We start from the raw sequence: 16,405 nt of genomic DNA on the forward strand, positions 1-16,405 counted from the left end.
ATATCAACGGCTGGAAAACTAGACAAGAAAAACCACCCCTATTAAAAGGAGGCTCGTTGCGACCAATCCGACCATCGCAAAGACCAACCCCCGGTCGATCGAAGGCCGGTCTTGCCATTCGGTCGGATAGAGCGGCGCATCCGAAACATACGCCCCCGGCTCGAAGAATTGGAGTTGCTGTTCGAGGAGGATCAGTTGCCGCTTGGCCCGCTCGTGGCGCGATTTCTCTTGTCTGATCTGATCGATGAGAAAGAAAGTCACCAGACCGACGCCGACGCAAGCCAGCCCTTTGAGGCCCGGATGGATCAGCCGTTCGCCGGAGAGGAGAACGGCCAACACGGAGAGGGAGACGAAGGTCAGCATTCCGCTCCGCGCGATCTGCATCATCGCGCCGCGGCGGTTGTAGACCTCTTGCTTGAAGATCGGATAGATCGATCGAAGCGTTTCGATCGTTTGATGTTCGGACTGCCTCTCGATCATTGTTCGGTCACCTGGGCGAAGAGGGGAGAGGTGATCCGAATGGCGGCGACGCCGTCGATCAATGTCCGGACGGTCAGCCCGATCATGCAGAGACGGTCGAGGGCCGGCTTCGGGATCTTCTCTCCCCGTTTGTCCTTCAACGCGTCGAGGATCGTCCATCGCCCCCCTGGGTCGAGCTGGCCGAGGACCGCTTCATCTTCGGGGCGGAGCGTCTGTCGGAGCTGGTCTCGAAGCGATTTCGTTGAAGGGGTTTCCTGCCGGTTGAAGGCCCGCTCCATCAAAAGGGGGTGGCCGCCGGTTTCGTTCCAGATTCGGTCGATCTCTTCGACCGGTTTTTCCGGCCCGAGATGTTCCCGGATAATCTTCCGCGCCTCCCGGATCGGGATGACCGAAAGAGGATAAAGACGGAGCGCTCGTTTGAATGTCCCCGGATGCGCGGCGACCCAATCGGCGAAAGCGGGCCCGCCCACCCAGCAGATCGCCTGGATCGAGGGGAGGGTCGATTCCAATGCCAGATTGACGATCTGCGGGATGATTGTTTCGTGGCGGAGGAGGTGATCGCAGTCGTCCAAAATCAGGACGACCGGACGGGCGGCGATTTCCGACGGGGCCCGCTCGTAGAGATGATGGAGCTGGGACATCAGGTCGGGAAGCGACGCGGGGGGCTTCTTGAAAGGATTGCGCGCGGCCGGTCCGATCCCCTGGTGAAGAAGGGCCTCAAGAAGCAGCGGCCAGAAGGCCGAATCGGAGATCAACAGGGGAAGTTGCAGAAAAACGGACTTTGCCCCGGCGTCGTCCAATTCTCCTGCAAGGCGCCGCGCCAGGGTGCTTTTGCCGATCAGAGGGCCGCCGAACATCGCGGACCATTGGCCGGCGAGAAGATAATTGCGGAGGTTTTCAACGAGGCCTAAGCGGCTTGGAAATGAGGTAGACGGCATGGCGAAATCTTAACACACCCCGGTTGCCTCAGCAATGAGAAAGAAGACCGGACCGGGCTCTACCGATCTCCGCTCACTTCTCTTTCGAATCCCGGCAGGATCGCTTGGAAGAAAGCGTTCCGGATCAGGCGGACCACCACCTCCCAGGTGCTTGATTCCGGATCTTCCACCTTTCCGGAAATGTCGGCTTGGGTGGCGACTTCATCGCGCGGCCGGTTCTCCAAAAGCTTTGAGATGCCGCCGACGAGCCCTTCGTATAATTTCCGGAAAAGTTTTTTATCTTTGTCCTGGCGCTTGTCGTAGACTTTGAGATCTTTGAAGAGTGGTTTGACGTAGCCGCTGATTTCGTCCTGCTTCACCCCCACTTCCATGTAAAAGGAGAAAAGCCCTTCTTTCACGTCAAAATTACCATAGGCGCGCAGAAGGTCGTTCATCGAGCGGAGCTGCGCCTTTTCCATGATGATGGCGAGATCGAAGTCGGGGCCTTGTTTCTCCGGGCGGAACTGAGCCGAGACGCCGAGATTTCCGCTCCCCATCCATTTTCCTTTTAGATCTGCTTCGCTCGTTCCCCGTGTCTTGTGGTTGCTAAACTCGGTAAGACGAAACTGCGTCTCGGTCACATAGAGCCGATAGTCTGGATCGGTGCTCTTGTTAACGAATCCGACGTCGCTGTCATTGATTTCAAGGTGGTTGATCTTGAACAGCACCGGTGGGGGCTGTTCCGTTTCGCTTGCTTCTTTTGCCGTTTGCGCCGTTTCTGCTTCGACTTTTTGGGTGCCCGTTGATTGCGGACTGTAGATGTAGTCGATACGGCTGTTCCGAAGCGAAATCTGATCGAGCTCCACCACCTTTGTGTGGGGAGAAAATTCGACGGCTCCATCCAGCGAGCCGGTGCCGCCTCGGACTGCTATATTGTAATGCCTTAGGAACGGCTCAAAGACCTCCAGGTTCACCTGCTCTAAAACAAGATCTCCTTTTACGCCGAGATGGGGTTCTGAAAGAAAATCGGCGTGGCCGTCGATTTTCACTTTCCCGGTGTTGAGAACGGTTGCTTTTAAACGGACCGGGGAGGGGTAGATGTTCTTCTCTGACTTGACGTTTCGGATATTTTCGGCTTGAAACTGGAGGTCATGAATACGGACCTGCCTCAACGGGCTGTTGTCTAAATAGGTGATCTCTCCATCGATAATCTCGAAATGATTGATCGTGACGGGATAAATGGCATAGATCGCTTCCTGCCAGCCCCGTTCCTCCACGGAAGTCGGATCTTTCGCTTCTTTTTTGGCTTGCCTGAAATTGAGGTGGAAGATGGGATGTTCAATTCGCCAATTGCTGACGATATCGCCGGTGAGGATCTCCCGCCATTGGAGGCTCGCGCTCGCCTTTTGAATCGATGCCATCGGGGGTGTCGGATGGGCCTCTTGTAAGATTTTGACATCCATCAGATCGAGCGAGAGACCGATCGGGTGAAAGTCCAACGCGCCGATCCGGACGGTGTACCCCTTCAGGTTCCTGTTCGCTTCCCGCTCCATATATCGGCGAAGCGGCTCGTCGATAAAAAAGCCGATGATCAGCAAAATGAAAACAAAAACGGTAATAAAACCGATCAGCCAGTACCACTTCTTCGACAACGTCATTTCCCCTTACATCCAGTATAAGGGGAGGCAATATGCAAAAACAACAATGGCCGCTTCCGCGGCCATTGCAAAAAAGATTGAGACGGTGTTTTAAGCGGCCACCAGCTCCTTCAGCGCCGCCGTGATCTTTTCCACGGTTCCCTTGGCGTCCCCGAAAACCATCATCGTGTTGGGACGGTAGAAGAGGGCATTGTCGATTCCAGCGAAGCCGGGGTTCATGCTCCGCTTGATGACAATGACCGTCTCGGAGTTTTCCACGTCCAGAATCGGCATGCCGTAAATCGGGCTGCTCGGATCGGTCTTCGCGGCCGGGTTGACGACGTCGTTCGCGCCGAGGACCAGCGAGACCTGGGTCTGCGGAAATTCGGGATTGATGTCGTCCATGTCGATGAGCTGGTCGTAGGGGACGTTCGCCTCGGCCAGAAGAACATTCATATGGCCGGGCATCCGTCCGGCGACCGGATGGATCGCATATTTGACCGTTTTCCCCTCTCTCTCAAGAAGGTTGGCCAATTCCCGAACGGCATGCTGCGCCTGGGCGACCGCCATTCCGTAGCCGGGGACCATGATCACCTGCTTCGCCGCCTTGAAGGCCTCGGCGGCTTCTTTCGGGCTGCCGCTCCAGACCTTCGGCTTCTCGGCGGGGGCGCCCTGGGCGCCGGGGGCCGCCGGGGCGGGGGCCTGGACCTGTCCGAAGGCGCCGAAGAGAACGTTGGTCAAAGAGCGGTTCATCGCTTTGCACATCAGGTTCGAGAGAATGATTCCCGAAGAGCCGACCAGCGCCCCGCTGATGATCAAGACATCGTTGTGAAGGACGAAGCCGCTCGCCGCCGCCGCGATTCCCGAATAAGAGTTGAGCAGGGAGATCACGACCGGCATATCGGCCCCCCCGATCGGGAGGACGACGAGGACGCCGAGCGCGGCCGCGAGAATCGAAAGGGCGATAAACGCCGGAAGGCTTCCCGGCGAGACGATCAGATAAACGAGCAGACCGAGGGAGGCGACCCCGAGCACCGCATTCAAGGCGTTCTGGCCCGGGAAGACGACGGGGGCGCCGCGCATCAGCTCTTGCAGTTTGGCGAAGGCGATCACGCTGCCGGTCAGGGTGACGGCGCCGATCAAGACGGTGAGGCCGATCGTGAGCATTCCGGCCGCGTTGATCTCCGGCATGGTCCGAAGATACTCCGCGCCCCCGACGAAGGCGGAGGCGATCCCCCCGAAGCCGTTGAGGAGGGCGACCATCTGCGGCATCGCGGTCATCTGGATCTTTGTCGCCAGGACCGCTCCGATCGCGCTGCCGATCACGATTCCGGCGATGATCCAGGTGAAGCTGACGACCTCCCTTTGGAGAAGGGTCCCGACGATCGCCAACAGCATTGCGATCTGCGCGAGAAACATCCCCCGCTTGGCGGTGGTCGGCCCACTCAGATATTTCAGCCCAAGGATGAAAAGGACCGAAGCAATGATATAGAGAATTTCAATGAGATAAGTAGCCACACCCCCTCCTTATTGCTCTTGCTTTCTGAACATCTTCAGCATCCGGTCGGTCACCATGAACCCGCCGACCACGTTGATGGTCGCGAAGATCACCGCCAGAAAGCCGAGGATGGTTGAAAGATCGGTTTGTTCCGTTCCGGCGGCAATGATGGCGCCGACCACCGTGATTCCGGAGATCGCGTTCGATCCCGACATCAGCGGGGTGTGAAGCAGCGGCGGAACCCGAAGGATCACTTCATAGCCGAGGAACGTTGCCAGAACGAAAATGGTGATCGAGGTCAATAACTCCATTGCATATCTCCTATTTGCCCATCGCCTGCTTTACGACGGGATGGACCACCTCTCCTTGATGGGTCACCATCGATCCTTTGATGATTTCGTCGTTGACGTCAAGCTTGAGGGTTTTGTTGGCGTAGAAAAGAGAGAGAAAATTGAACATGTTTTTGGCGTACATCTGGCTGGCATGCACCGGGACGGTGCTCGCAAGGTTGGTCGCGCCGATGATCGTCACCCCCTGCTCGACGACCTCCTGGCCGATCCGGCTCAGCTCGCAGTTTCCCCCCTGCTCCACCGACATATCGATAATGACCGATCCCTTTTTCATCTCTTTGACCATGTCGGCCGTGATCAGGAGGGGGGCCTTCTTGCCGGGGATCAATGCGGTCGTAATGACGAGGTCGGCCCCTTTGACATGCTGATGGATCAGCTCTTTTTCTTTTTTGTAGAATTCCGCGGAGAGCTCCTTGGCATATCCTCCCGCGTCTTCCGACTGTTCATGGCCGAGGTCGAGCTCGACGAATTCGGCCCCGAGGCTCTTAACCTGCTCCTTCACCGCCGGGCGGGTGTCGAAGGCTTCAACCGTCGCCCCGAGGCGCTTTGCGGTGGCGATGGCTTGCAGCCCGGCGACCCCGGCCCCGATGATCAGGGCTTTCGCGGGGGGAAGGGTCCCCGCGGCGGTGGTCATCATGGGGACCATCTTTCCGAATGCGGCGGCCGCCAAAAGAACCGCCTTGTAACCGGCGATGCTCGCCATCGAGCTTAAGACGTCCATCCGTTGGGCGCGGGTGATTCTCGGAATAAGATCGGCGGCGAGGGCCGTCACCTTTCGGGCGGCGAGCCGTTGAACCGTCTCGGGATAATTCAACGGTTGAAGCAGGGAGGTCAGGATCGCCCCCTCCTTCATCATCTCGGTCTCGTGTTTTCCAAGCTTTTCGTTTTGAAGCGGTCGCTGGATTTTGAAAATAAGATCGGCATCCGTATACACCGCGGCGGCGTCGGAGGCGATTTTGGCGCCGACTTTTTCGTAGTCGGCGTTGGGGAACATGGCTGCCGCGCCGGCATCCGATTCGACCCAGACCTCCAGTCCCGCTTTGACCATTTTGTCGACCGTCTCGGGAGTCGCGGCCACCCGCCGCTCTCCGGCCAGAATTTCCTTAGGGATCGCTACCTTCATCGTCGCTTCCTCAGTGAGGGGTTGGGAAAACGCAAATAGCTATTTATACACAGCCTAAAAGTCTCTCGTCAAGCATTATCAACAAGGTCGATAGGGGATGGGACTTCTAGTTGCAACGTCTCGGATCCGGTTTCGGGGTTAAAAAGAGGAAGAATCGAAGGGAGGCCTTCACTTTTAGAAGGCCTCCCATAGGGGAAATTTCGGAATTAAACTCGGTGGAGCGGTTTTTTCTTCAGCAGGTAATCGAGCCATAAATTCGTCAGTTTTTCCTGGACGGAATTCTGTTTGAGGCGGGCATTCAAATTCGGGAAATCGACTTCGTCCATCTTCTGGTCCTGGTTGTAGCAGGTGAAGACCGGCTCGAGCTGCGCGCCGGTTTTGGGATCGATCTGCCGCTGCAGGCACTGGGCGCAGACCTCCTTCATCATGCACTGCATGGTGGAGTTGATCGAGGCGATCGCCGTGTGGTTTTCCCTGAAATAAGATTTCAGGACGGTATGGCGGGCCCGGCTGACCGCCGCCATCATCCGATCGGAGCCGATGGCGATGATCCGGTCGGCGTCGCGAAGGGGAACGGCCGTTTCGCCCAGCTTTCCCTCGCCGTAGGCTTGCATCGCCTGGAGAATGTTTCCGACGAAATTTTTATCCTGAGGCCGCCGGGGCTGCGTCGCCGGGGCGATGTCCGAGCTCCAGACGATGACATCGGAAGCCATCTCGATGTCGTCCATTTTGAAAACATCGGCTCCATTTTTGTAGCCGGCGAAGTAGATGACCTTGTTTCCCTTGGCGCGGAGCGCTTTTCCGATGGAGAAGAGGACGGCGTTGCCGAGGCCTCCCCCCGCCAAGACGACCGTCTCACCCCCCTCCGGAATATGGGTGGGGCAGCCGGTCGGTCCCATCACGACCACCGGCTCGCCGATCCGCAGGGCGGCGCAGAGACGGGTGGAGTGGCCGAGCTCCAGGGCGATCAATGAAAGAAGCCCCGCCTCTTTATCGACCCAGGCGCCGGTGAGGGCGATTCCCTCCATCGACAAACGGGTTCCTTCGATGACGGGTGATTCGATTTCATAGTTCTGAAGACGGTAGAACTGGCCCGGCTCGAACTTCTGCGCCTGCAAGGGGGCCTTCACCACCACCTCGACGATCGTCGGGGTGAGTCGGTTCACCTGGTGGACGCGGGGCATGCAGCTTTCCTCAAGGGTCTGCGCCAGCGTCATGAATTGCGTTTCACGCGCCGGCTGTTTGGCGGGATCGATCGCGGCGATCTCTTTCTCGAAGAGTTTGACGACGTAGGGATAGCCCTTCTTCGCCGACGCCATCGCCTTGACGACGTTCCCGGCATAGATCGGGTGATTGTCTCCGTAGAAAGTGATGTAGCGCCCTTCGTTCTGATAGGAGGTGAAGAGGCTCGGGACGTCGGTGGCGACGGTATCCCATCCTTCAATTTGAATCAGCTCCGGCTCGGGCTTTCCGTTCCACTTCGGCTCGTATTTCTGGAAAAACTTGTTCTTCTTGTCGAGCTGGAAAGTTCCGGGCCATTCTTTCTCGTAGATGATGTTGGGAGAGGTCCCGGCCGCCACGAAGACGCTCCGCGCCGGGAAGGGGATGATCTCACCCGAGCCGCGCCACTTTCCCTTCTCGTCTTTTTTCTGACGCTCGAAGGTGACTTCCTTGACGGCGCCGTGTGCGTCGGGAACACACTCCACCGGGCTCATGTTCTCGACGAAAAAGATCCCCTCTTCGAACGACTTGACGATTTCTTCATGATTCAGCCGATAAGCCGGGGAGTCGGACAGGCTCTTTCGATAGAGAATTGAGACCCCGCCCCAAGACCGGACCAACGGGGTGAAGTCGGGCTCTTCCCTCGCCTCGGCGGCCCGCGCCCGTTCGCGCCGGCATTCTTCTGCGTGGGTGAGGAACTCTTCCAAGATCTCTTTTTCCTCCGCGTCGTACATCGACCAGATCTGCTCATCGCCGAACTCCCGGCGGAGGGCCTCGTAACGCTCCCGGATCTTTTCCACCTGCAGCGGATAGTAGGCCATCAGCTCCGTCGCGGTATCGGTCGCGGTCAAGCCCCCGCCGATCACGATCGCCGGCAGCCGCACCTGAAGGTTCGCCATGCTGCTCCGCTTGGCCGCGCCGGTCAGCTGGAGCGCCATCAGGAAGTCGCTCGCCTTTCGGACCCCGCGGATCAAATTATTTTTCATTTCGACGATGGTCGGGCGTCCCGCCCCGGTGGCGACGGCGATGTGGTCGATGCCGAGCCGCCAGGCGTCCTCGATCGTCAAGGTCCCGCCGAACCGGACCCCGCCGTAGACCCGGAAGTGGGCGTTTCGGACGAGGGAGAGGTAGATCAGCTTCAAAAAGTTTTTGTCCCACCGGACGGTGATGCCGTACTCCGCGACCCCGCCGAATCCGGCCATGATCCTCTCGTCGAGCGATTCGTAAATTTCGGAGACCCACTCGATCGGTTTGGGAGGAGCGCTTCCATTGCCGACCCATTCCTTCGGAAGCGGCTCGATCTTCAAGCCGTCGATTCCGAGGACGCCGAATCCTTCATTCAGGAGATACTGGGCCAGGGTGAAACCGGCCGGACCCATTCCGACGACCAGGACCGTTTTCCCGTGGAAGGGGAGGGGATAGGGGCGCTTTACGTTGAGCGGATTCCAGCGGGTGAGAAGGTTGTAGATTTCAAAGCCCCACGGCAGATCGAGACAGTCGGTGAGCATTCGGGTCTCGATCTGGGGGATGTTGACCGGCTCCTGTTTTTGATAGACGCATCCCTTCATGCAATCGTTGCAGATCCGGTGGCCGGTGGCGGGGATCGTCGGATTGTCGATCATCATCGTCGCGAGCGCCCCGATCGTCGCGCCGTCCCGCTTCAGCAGCTGGGCTTCCGAGATCTTCTCATCGAGCGGGCAGCCGGTCAGGGGGATGCCGAGGGGGTTCTCTCTGATTTTTCCGTCCTTCTCGATGAAGCCTTTGGAGCAGGAATCTTTCTCCCGCTCATGGCAGAAGATGCAGTAGTGGACCTCGTTGAAGACCTGCCGGAGATCGAAACGGGGGTCGGTCAGAACGAACCCGTCCCGCCGTCGCCGGTGCTCTTCCGGTCCCTGGATCGCTTCGGGGAGATCTTCTTTGATCGGGCGGGTCTCCACCAGATGCATGAAGTCGATCTTCTCCGGGAAACGGAACGAGACCCACTCTTTGACGCGGGCCTTCGCATCGGGCCGATGGGCATGGAGGGCGACCCACTGCTCCGGAATCTGAAGGAGGCGCGTGGCCGCTTCGGCCGCCGTCGGGATTGAATCGAGTGCAGAGGGGGAAGGAAGACGGTCTTCAAAAAACGGGCGGCGCGCCGGATCGCTCCGGAGCAGGTCGCAGATTTCGGCGAGCCGCTTCCGGCCCGGCTCGGCGTCGACCTGCTGCTGCCCTTTGGCCTTTCGGATCAGATCCCGCTCGATCTCCATCAACTGAACCGCGGCGACGGCGATCGACCGCTCGCGGTCTCCTTGCACCTGGGGGGCGATGACCGCTTCCAAGATCTCCATCTGACGATCGAGCTTTTTGAGGTCGAACTCCGCCACGGCGGAAGAAGGGATTGCTTTCAACGCCCGCTTGATCACGAAATCGCGCTTGAAGTCGAAAATCGGCTTTTCAGCCTCGGCCCGTTGTACTTCTACGGAGAGGGCCGGCTCGATTCGAAAGAGGCGCGAGACGAATCGGTCCAGGTGGGGAGCGAGCGCCACGATCAGGTTCGATTCGTCGACGGGGGAGATCTCTTTTCCCCCGCTTTCACGGTATGCCGCGTAGCTTCGGCCGAGATCGGGATCGGACGCTTCAACCGATCGGTAAAACATTTCCGCCAGTTCCTTCAGCCGAAGGGGATCATAGAGGTCGGCGTAACTCCATCCTTCGATCCCAAGAGACAACGTATTCATATTCTGAGTCGATCCCTCCTAACGAATTGTGAAATGGATACTGTTTTTCATGGGTGATAAACATTCTACCACCTCATTGTTCTATGCGGATTCCCATGATGTCATGCGATCGTTCAAGGTGCGCCTGGAAAAGGGCGGAGTCGTTGCCCCTCGCCAAGCGATCATCGGTTGAAGGAGACGCAGAGATCGGAGAATTAAATAAGGGCGAGAATGCCTGTCCTAACTGAGGATTTTCTCATCGGTTTAACAAGGGCTTTTTCCAATCGGAACGAAAGGGCGCGATGGTTGAAGCGTCATCCCGACTTTCTCATTGCCTCCAGCGCTTCCCTGATTTGGGTTTCGACCCCTTCGCAGATCAAATCATCATCCACCATGTCGATCAGATCGTCTTCCGTTACGGTGATGAACTTCCTCGCGTTTCCTTTTGAGAGGGAGATGAGGAAATTGTTGTTTGTCGAGCGAACCGGAATCACCCCTTCGGCTTTCGGATCGATCTTTTTGAGAACTTCCAGAAACTTTGCCCGTCCTGCCTCGACTTCGTCCATCTCCATTCCCTCCTTTGCTCCTGAAGCGGCCTGTTTCTCACCTTCCCGAATATCGGCTGACCCCGCCGAAGGTCCCGAACCATTTGTTCCCGTCGGGGTCGATCGCAATCGAATAGACGTAATCTCCTAAAAGGCCGCTCATCGTGTTAAAGTTTTTGAAGCTCTTCCCGTCGAACCGGCTGACCCCCTTATTGGTGCCGATCCACATCACCCCTTGTTTGTCGATCTCGATGGCGTTGACGATGTTTCCCGCCAGACCGTCGGCGGTCGTGTAGTTTTTGAAGCGCTTTCCGTCGAAACGAGAAAGCCCTCCCCCCCAGGTCCCGAACCATTTGGTCCCTTCGCCGTCGATCGCCGAGGAGATGACATAATTGGGGTTGGCCTCTTGATTTTCTTTTCGGTCTTGCTGGTGATGCGCCGGTCCCTCTTCATATTCATCGCCGGACGGCGGACGCGCTTTCGAATTCCCCACCGCGGCGCCGAGACCGTCGCGGTGGGTCCATCCCTTCATCGTTTTTCCGTCGAACCGGTTCACCCCTCCCTCGGTGCCGAACCAGAGGACTCCGGAGGGCTCGCGCTCGATCGTATAGACCCACTTATCGACCAAGCCGTCGTCCATCGTATAGGTCACAAAACCTTTTCCGTCGAAGCGGCTCGCCCCTTTCCAGGTGGCGACCCACATCGTTCCGTTCGGCTCGAAGAGGAGGTCATACACCCAGAGGTCCCCCAATCCGTTTTTCGGATTGTACAGGACCCACTCGGGGCCATACGTCTTCGGGCCCCGTCCATAGGGGGTAAAGTGCTCCCACGCGCCGCCGTCGAACCGGCTCAGCCCGCCGCCGTAGGTGCCGATCCAAGCGGACCCTTTCGAATCGAAGCGAATCGAGACGACCACGTTCGACAGGAGCCCCGACTTCGTATTGTAGATCTGATGCGTCTCGCTTTTCCGATTGAATCGGATCAGGCCGTTCGACGTCCCGATCCAAACCTCATCCCCTTGGACGGCCAACGCCCGGATTACCACCTGGCCGATCTGCCAGCCGGTCCAGAGGGAGGCCGCTTCGGGGGGGGGAAGGGGCTGCCCCCGGCCGATCCCGGCGGCCAAAAGGAGAAGGGTCGCGGAAAGAAATACAACCCGGCGGAGGAAAGCGGCCGTCTGGAGCGATCCGTTGCGATCGGGCATTATCCCTCTCCCCATTTCAATTTTTGCCGGAGGACCTGATAATAATTCCGATGGGGGGATTGGATTAATTTCAGCCGCCGCTCCGAGGCCTCGATATGGACGATGTCGTTTTCTTCCAGGGGAAAGATCTCTTGCCCGTCGACCGTGACGTGGGGGCCCTTCTCGGCGGTTTTCAAAACAACATCGACCGCCACGCTAGAAGGAATGATAATCGGACGATTGGTCAGCATATGGGGGGAGATCGGGGTGAGAATGACGGCATCGACAGATGGGTGAACGATCGGCCCGCCGGAGGAGAGCGAATAAGCGGTGGAGCCGGTGGCGGTGGCGATGATCAGACCATCGGCCCGCAGCGCGGTGACGAATTGGTTGTTGATGGTGATCTCCAGCTTGATCAGCTTCGCCAGCGTTCCATGGCCGACGACGATATCATTTAAGACCCGCGGTTGAGGGATCTCTTTCCCACCGCGCCGGATAAACGATTTGAGCATCAAGCGCGGGTCGAGGACATACTGGTTTTTGAAAATTTTCTCGAGGGTCGGATAGAGCTCATCCAGAGTGACCTCCGTCAAAAAACCGAGGCTGCCGAGGTTCACTCCGAGGATCGGGATATCGAGCGCTTCCACCAATCGCGCCGCCGAGAGGAGGGTTCCGTCTCCCCCGAGGACGATGAGCATGTCGAGGGAGCGCGGGATGGTTTTCTTGGCGACATCGATCATGAGGGCTTCTTTTCCCTGTTGCTGAAGCCAGGGGATCAGCTTCTCAAGGACGGCCTTCCCTTTGGGATGATCGGGCTTTAAGACGATGCCGATTGTTTTCATGAGATCGTGTGATTTCAGTGAAAAAATGAGTAAATCAGAGCGAGTCCGATTCTATACGCCCCTGGTTTCTTTGTCAACAAAAAGGCCGCTCTCCCGTCAAGCGGGGAGTCCCGTCAGAAAAAAATATCCCCCATTGTAAAACATATGGAGGAAGATCGAAGGGTAGAGGCTTCCGTAGCGATCCCGAAAGTATCCGAATAGGAGGGAGGGGAAAAAAACGGAGACGGCCCAGAGGGGAGGGTGGGTCCAGAAATGCATGATCGTAAATAAAAGCGAGACCAGCGCATTTGCGCCGGTGATACCAAAAAAGGAGCGCTTTCCCCGGGGGTGGTCGGCCCACGTTCCCTGGAGGAAACCGCGAAAAAGGATCTCTTCAAACCAGGGCTGCCAAACGACCAGGAATAAAAAGGGGGTCGAGAAGATCTGACGCGGCGCCATCGGCGTGAGCGGCTGAACCTGAGCGAGAAGAAGCCAAAAGAAACCTCCTGCGCCGAGGGCGAGGAGAAAGGGGGGATCTTTATAGAAGGGGGTGAAGATATCGAGACCGATTTCATGAATGAGTTTACGCATGGTGAAGGAGATGTTTCGGTGGCGAGTTTTGATCCGCACGCGTGTGCGAAGCGGATGGAGCGGTTTCTTCTTTCTTCATCGGATCACGCGACGTTTTCGAGGGTTTCATGGTAAAATCAGCGGGAATGAAATGGCAAGGTACCACGGGCCCTCGCGCTTGTCAATAAATGGGCCGCCTCGGGCGACTCCGCGATAAAGTCGGAAAGTCCTTCGTTTCGTCCACCGTTTACTTGACAATCGCTCCCCGTTTTCATAGGATAGCTCGGTTTTGATCAAAGGAGTCTTTTAATGCCCCATAAAATTCGAGTTCAAAAGAAGAGGGATGAAGCGCCGCTTCGCCTGGTCACCCGATCGGAGGAGCTGGTCGAGCAGGTCCGATCCAACCCAAAATGGATCTGGGGGGGAATCGGCATCGCGCTTGCCCTCATCGCCGTCTTCATCACCGGTTGGTTCCTGAACCAACAGGCCGAGAAAAAAGCCGCCGCGATTGAAGCGGAGGCGTTCCGGCTCTTCCATGAGCCCCCGCCGCTTCCGCAGCCGATCGAGGAAGGAAAGCCGGAGCCCGAGCCGGACATCATGGACAAGACGGAGCGGTTGAAAAAATCGGCCAGCCTCTACGATGAAATCGTGGAAAAACATCCTCGGACCGACGTGGCGCGGATGGCGTTGTATGAGAGCGGCAACGTCTATTTTGAACTCAAGGATTACGATGCGGCGGAGAAACGCTATCTCGCTTTCCTGGAAAAAAACGCCGATCAAAAAAACCTCGCCTCCTTGGCTCATCTGAAGCTGGGGTATCTCTACCAGAAAAAAGGAAATCCCGAATCGGCGTTGAAACACTTCCGCGCCTCGTATGAAGCGGAAGGGGGCAACAGCAGAGACCAGGCCGGTTTTGAATTGGCGCGCGCCTTGGAAATGAGCAATAAAAAGAACGAGGCGGTCGAGATCTACAAAAAGGTTTCGGAGGATTTCGAAAAGTCTCCCTGGGGGGTTGAAGCGAAAGTCCGGATGGATCTCCTGAATCCCCCGACCGCATCGACGCCGGCCCCTTCCGGAACGGAACCGGCAGAACGATCGACTCCCCCGGCGGGAGCATCCGCCCCCGCGGAAACCGGAAAGAAATAACGGGGAACGGATCGGTCTGTAGAATATAGAAGGTCAGTCTTCGGTGGGGATGATCAGGTAGTGCCCCGCCTGAATCATGCTGTTTCTTCTCAACTGATTGGCCCGCAGAAGGCTTCCGACGCTGACGTCGTACTTTCGCGCGATCGAGCTGAGGGTTTCTCCTCTTGAAATGCGGTGTTTTTCCGTCGGAATGGTCAGATAGTCCCCCGCCCGGATGGTGCTCTTTCTGTTCAGTCCGTTCGCCAGAAGCAGGCTTTCGATGCTGACCTCATACATCCGGGCGATGGAACTGACCGTTTCTCCCCTGGAAATGCGATGCCGCTGGCCCTCGCCCAACATCGGTTCTCTTTTTGAATTCGGGGAAAAGTTCGCCAGGAATGTTTCGCGCGTTCCGGTCGGGAGCTTCAGGCGGTAGCGGGGGTAGCCGGGCGGGGTGGTCTCTTTTTTCAATTCCGGATTGTACGTCTTAATCTCGGCCACCGTGACCCCCGCCGCCTTTGCGATCGTCCTCAGCGCCGTCGCTTTCGGAATTTCCACCTCGTCGTAAGTGAAGGGGGGAAGATATTCGACGGAGAATCCATATTTCTGCGGGTTCCTCGCAATCATCGTCGCCGCCATGTATTTCGGAACATAGTTCTTCGTCTCAAGACGGATGTGGTGCGATTGTTTTAGTTCCCAAAAATCTTCCGCCTTTGTTCGGGCCATGGCGCGCATAATCCTTCCCTCTCCCGCGTTGTAGGAAGCCATTGAGAGGGGCCACGATCCGAACAGCCCGTAGAGATCTCTGAGATATTTCGCGGCGGCGACGGTCGATTTGACCGGATCCCTCCGTTCATCGATCCACTGATCGATTCTCAACCCATACTTTTTCCCGGTGCCTTGAATGAATTGCCAGGGACCGGCCGCTTTTGCTCTGGAGAAGGCCTTCGGGTTAAATCCGCTTTCGATCAGAGAAAGAAAGACCAGGTCTTCGGGGAGTTGATGCTCCCGCAGAATGTCCCGCATCAGCGTGGTATATTGGCCGGAGCGCGCGAGCCAGAGCTCGAATTTATCTCTCAACCGGGTCTGGAAAAAGATGATGTAATCGTTGACCAGCTCGTTAAAGACCATCGGGACATCGTAGGTGATCGAGGGGTCGGACGGATCCGCCATGATCGTCTGCATGGAAAAAGGGAGCGTATCCGGGGGAAGCTCCAACGTCAGAAGATCAAAAAAGTCTTCGGGGAGGTGCTCCTCTTCTTCGATCTCTTCAAGAGGGGTCGATCGGTCGGGGGGAGCGGCGGTTCCTTCCTCCGAAGTCGAGTCCGAAGTCGAGCTGACCAAATCGACGGAAGAAGGATGGCCTGTTTCGAGAGAGGCATTTACAATCGAAGCGATTGAATAGATATAAAAAAAAGCGGATAAGAAAAAAACGAACCGGAGAGGAGATCCTTCTGTTCGACTCATCTTGGCTCCATTTTATAAAGAAAATAAGAGACATCCGGAAATGCCTCAGCCTCAAGCATATAATACTTTTTTCTTCCTTTTTGTCAAATAAATAACATTCACTTGACTACTGAGTAAACGTTTAGTAAATTGGGTCATTATGCCTGCCAAACCTCAAACATCCCGGTCGGACAAAGCGGAGCGCCGTAGAAAAGAGCTTCTGGAGGTCAGCCTCCGGCTTTTCTCGGAAAATGGATACGATGCCACGAGCATCCGCGACATCGCCCGGGAGGCCGGGATTACGGAAGGTCTTATCTATCATTACTTTCAGGGGAAGAAAGACCTACTCAAGGCCATCGTTCAGGGATCGGTCTGCGACGGCGTGGTCTTCGAGCAGATCGATCAGGTCGAGTCGTTGCCGATCGAGGAAGCGGTTTTGAAGATCGGCGCCCACCTGTTGGAGAACCTCCGGAATCGCAAAGAGATCTTCACCCTCATGCTGGCGGAGGCCCGTCTTTTCGAGAAGGATAAAGACTACTTCATTCCGAAACTGATCTACGAAAACAACATGCTCCGCTTCGGCGCCTTCCTCAAGAAGCGGATGGAGCGGGGGGAGATCCGCGAGATGGAGCCGGTTTTGCTGGCCCGCCAGTTCAGCGGATCGCTCGTCGCCTTTTTTCTGTTTCAAGAGATCTTGCTCGGCAAGACCGTCACCGACGTTCCGCCGGAGCATTTTTTGAAGTGTTTGATCGATGTATTCCTTCGCGGCATCAAAAAGTGTGAGAATTAA

The 16,405-nt window shown here is 56.9% G+C and carries 14 protein-coding genes; 2 read left to right on the top strand and 12 right to left on the bottom strand.

The genetic code is table 11. From position 1 onward, the window contains the following. Window positions 1–18: 18 nt before the first annotated feature. The 11 genes from MNODULE_RS23580 to mrtJ form a co-directional block, all read right to left on the bottom strand. A complete protein-coding gene (locus MNODULE_RS23580; protein WP_168063656.1) occupies window positions 19–480 on the bottom strand; it encodes a hypothetical protein in 462 nt (153 codons plus the stop codon). Further along, entirely contained in the window at window positions 477–1,418 is a 942-nt protein-coding gene (locus MNODULE_RS23585) for an ATP-binding protein (RefSeq protein ID WP_168063657.1), read from the bottom strand. Before MNODULE_RS23585 ends, MNODULE_RS23580 begins: the two co-directional genes overlap by 4 nt. Window positions 1,419–1,477: 59 nt before the next feature. Further along, the gene (locus tag MNODULE_RS23590) at window positions 1,478–3,049 is read right to left on the bottom strand and encodes an AsmA family protein (RefSeq protein WP_168063658.1); all 1,572 of its coding nucleotides are present in this window, start codon (window positions 3,047–3,049) and stop codon (window positions 1,478–1,480) included. A gap of 96 nt (window positions 3,050–3,145) precedes the next feature. Beyond that, on the bottom strand, window positions 3,146–4,552 hold the full coding sequence (locus tag MNODULE_RS23595) for an NAD(P)(+) transhydrogenase (Re/Si-specific) subunit beta (RefSeq protein ID WP_168063659.1): 1,407 nt from the start codon (window positions 4,550–4,552) through the stop codon (window positions 3,146–3,148). Window positions 4,553–4,561: 9 nt separating this feature from the next. After that, the gene (locus tag MNODULE_RS23600; RefSeq protein WP_168063660.1) at window positions 4,562–4,843 is read right to left on the bottom strand and encodes an NAD(P) transhydrogenase subunit alpha part 2; all 282 of its coding nucleotides are present in this window, start codon (window positions 4,841–4,843) and stop codon (window positions 4,562–4,564) included. A gap of 10 nt (window positions 4,844–4,853) precedes the next feature. After that, window positions 4,854–6,005 (bottom strand): Re/Si-specific NAD(P)(+) transhydrogenase subunit alpha, encoded by a 1,152-nt coding sequence (locus MNODULE_RS23605; RefSeq protein WP_168063661.1) that lies wholly within the window; start codon window positions 6,003–6,005, stop codon window positions 4,854–4,856. A gap of 206 nt (window positions 6,006–6,211) precedes the next feature. After that, the gene (locus tag MNODULE_RS23610; protein WP_168063662.1) at window positions 6,212–9,946 is read right to left on the bottom strand and encodes an FAD-dependent oxidoreductase; all 3,735 of its coding nucleotides are present in this window, start codon (window positions 9,944–9,946) and stop codon (window positions 6,212–6,214) included. A 293-nt stretch (window positions 9,947–10,239) separates the two neighbouring features. Beyond that, on the bottom strand, window positions 10,240–10,491 hold the full coding sequence (locus MNODULE_RS23615) for a hypothetical protein (protein WP_168063663.1): 252 nt from the start codon (window positions 10,489–10,491) through the stop codon (window positions 10,240–10,242). Window positions 10,492–10,528: 37 nt separating this feature from the next. Continuing rightward, complete coding sequence (locus MNODULE_RS23620) at window positions 10,529–11,674, bottom strand: ligand-binding sensor domain-containing protein (RefSeq protein ID WP_168063664.1); 1,146 nt, start codon at window positions 11,672–11,674, stop codon at window positions 10,529–10,531. Beyond that, the gene (locus tag MNODULE_RS23625) at window positions 11,674–12,495 is read right to left on the bottom strand and encodes an NAD(+)/NADH kinase (RefSeq protein ID WP_168063665.1); all 822 of its coding nucleotides are present in this window, start codon (window positions 12,493–12,495) and stop codon (window positions 11,674–11,676) included. Before MNODULE_RS23625 ends, MNODULE_RS23620 begins: the two co-directional genes overlap by 1 nt. A gap of 96 nt (window positions 12,496–12,591) precedes the next feature. Then, a complete protein-coding gene (mrtJ, locus tag MNODULE_RS23630; protein ID WP_168063666.1) occupies window positions 12,592–13,065 on the bottom strand; it encodes a JDVT-CTERM system glutamic-type intramembrane protease MrtJ in 474 nt (157 codons plus the stop codon). Between the two features lie 288 nt (window positions 13,066–13,353). On the opposite strand from mrtJ, the gene MNODULE_RS23635 reads away from it, so the two are divergent. Next, the gene (locus MNODULE_RS23635; protein WP_168063667.1) at window positions 13,354–14,190 is read left to right on the top strand and encodes a tetratricopeptide repeat protein; all 837 of its coding nucleotides are present in this window, start codon (window positions 13,354–13,356) and stop codon (window positions 14,188–14,190) included. Window positions 14,191–14,223: 33 nt separating this feature from the next. Here MNODULE_RS23635 and MNODULE_RS23640 read toward each other — a convergent pair whose 3' ends face one another. Next, the gene (locus tag MNODULE_RS23640) at window positions 14,224–15,636 is read right to left on the bottom strand and encodes a lytic transglycosylase domain-containing protein (protein WP_168063668.1); all 1,413 of its coding nucleotides are present in this window, start codon (window positions 15,634–15,636) and stop codon (window positions 14,224–14,226) included. Window positions 15,637–15,775: 139 nt separating this feature from the next. Between MNODULE_RS23640 and MNODULE_RS23645 the strand changes: the two genes are divergently transcribed. Then, entirely contained in the window at window positions 15,776–16,405 is a 630-nt protein-coding gene (locus tag MNODULE_RS23645) for a TetR/AcrR family transcriptional regulator (RefSeq protein WP_168063669.1), read from the top strand.

This window comes from Candidatus Manganitrophus noduliformans (assembly GCF_012184425.1).
GTDB lineage: Bacteria > Nitrospirota > Nitrospiria > SBBL01 > Manganitrophaceae > Manganitrophus > Manganitrophus noduliformans.